The following is a 513-nucleotide window of genomic DNA, read 5'->3' on the forward strand; positions in this document are numbered from 1 at the left end:
CTCCAACGGTCTCACGGCGCCCAACGGCCCGTCGCAGCAGCGGGTGATCCGCGCCGCCCTCGCCTCGGCCGGCCTGACCCCGGCCGACGTGGACGTGGTGGAGGCCCACGGCACGGGCACGACGCTGGGCGACCCGATCGAGGCGCAGGCGCTCCTCGCGACGTACGGCCAGGACCGTGCACGCCCGCTCTGGCTGGGCTCGGTGAAGTCCAACATCGGGCACACCCAGGCCGCCGCCGGTGTCGCGGGCGTCATGAAGATCGTGCTCGCCATGCAGCACGGCGTGCTGCCGCGCACCCTGCACGTCGACGCCCCGTCCTCGCACGTCGACTGGTCCGCCGGCGCCGTCGAACTCCTCACCGAGGCCCGCGACTGGCCGGCCGCGCAGGACCGTCCCCGGCGCGCGGGCGTGTCCTCCTTCGGCATCTCCGGCACGAACGCGCACGTGGTGCTGGAGGAGGCGCCTCAGCAGCCCGCCGAGGCCGCGTCCGAGGCCGACGCGTCGGTTGCCGG

1 protein-coding gene is annotated in these 513 nt (G+C 75.4%); it reads left to right on the plus strand.

Annotated features, from left to right (window positions below; all coding sequences use genetic code 11):
* On the plus strand, window positions 1-513 hold a 513-nt coding region (locus AC5WRT_RS39045; protein ID WP_496101114.1), incomplete at both ends, for a ketoacyl-synthetase C-terminal extension domain-containing protein.

Source organism: Streptomyces sp. NTD91 (genome assembly GCF_059510455.1).